The organism is Pseudomonas sp. PA-4-8C, from assembly GCF_021606625.1.
In the GTDB taxonomy this organism is placed as follows: domain Bacteria; phylum Pseudomonadota; class Gammaproteobacteria; order Pseudomonadales; family Pseudomonadaceae; genus Aquipseudomonas; species Aquipseudomonas lactis.
Genome location: NZ_WKCD01000579.1, coordinates 1 through 802 on the forward strand (window position 1 = coordinate 1; position 802 = coordinate 802).

An 802-nucleotide genomic window follows, 5' to 3' on the forward strand; every position below is an offset into this window, starting at 1 on the left:
CATTAATAAACAATGAAGATCAATGTGGGAGCTGGCTTGCCTGCGATAGCGGAGTGTCAGTTGACGCATTCGTAGCAGGCCCACCGCGATCGCAGGCAAGCCAGCTCCCACAGGATGAGCCGTCGTGTTTTTGGCATGCGGCAATGCGAAGCCTTACTGTTTAGCCGACGCAGGTGTATCGTATCAGCCCTTTGCGGGCCCTTGGCCTGCGGCAGATACGCGAGGTTGTTGTGTCCCGATCTTTTTCCCGTCGACAAATCCTGGGTGGTCTTGCTGGCCTGGCCGTAGTAGGCGTCGGTGCCGGCGGTGGCTACCGCTACTGGCTGGGGAAAGTCGCTGAGTCCGAGGCCGGGCACGATTACGAGTTGATCGCCGCGCCCCTGGACGTAGAGTTGGTGCCGGGGCACAAGACTCAGGCCTGGGCGTTCGGCCCTTCGGCGCCAGGCACCGAGTTGCGGGTGCGCCAGGGCGAATGGCTGCGGGTGCGCTTTATCAATCATCTGCCAGTCGCCACTACGATCCACTGGCACGGCATCCGCCTGCCGCTGGAAATGGACGGCGTGCCCTACGTCTCGCAATTACCGGTGCTGCCTGGCGAATACTTCGACTACAAATTCCGCGTGCCCGATGCCGGCAGTTACTGGTATCACCCCCATGTCAGCAGCAGCGAAGAACTCGGCCGTGGCCTGGTCGGCCCGTTGATCGTGGAAGAGCGCGAACCCACCGGCTTCAAGTACGAACGCACCTTGAGCCTGAAGAACTGGCACATCGACGAAGAGGGCGAGTTTGTCGAATTCAGCAT

General features: G+C 60.6%; 1 protein-coding gene. It reads left to right on the forward strand.

All coding sequences use genetic code 11. The features are described 5' to 3' along the window. Nucleotides 1–230: 230 nt before the first annotated feature. On the forward strand, nucleotides 231–802 hold a 572-nt coding region (locus tag GIW04_RS31085; protein ID WP_236479658.1), incomplete at its 3' end, for a multicopper oxidase domain-containing protein.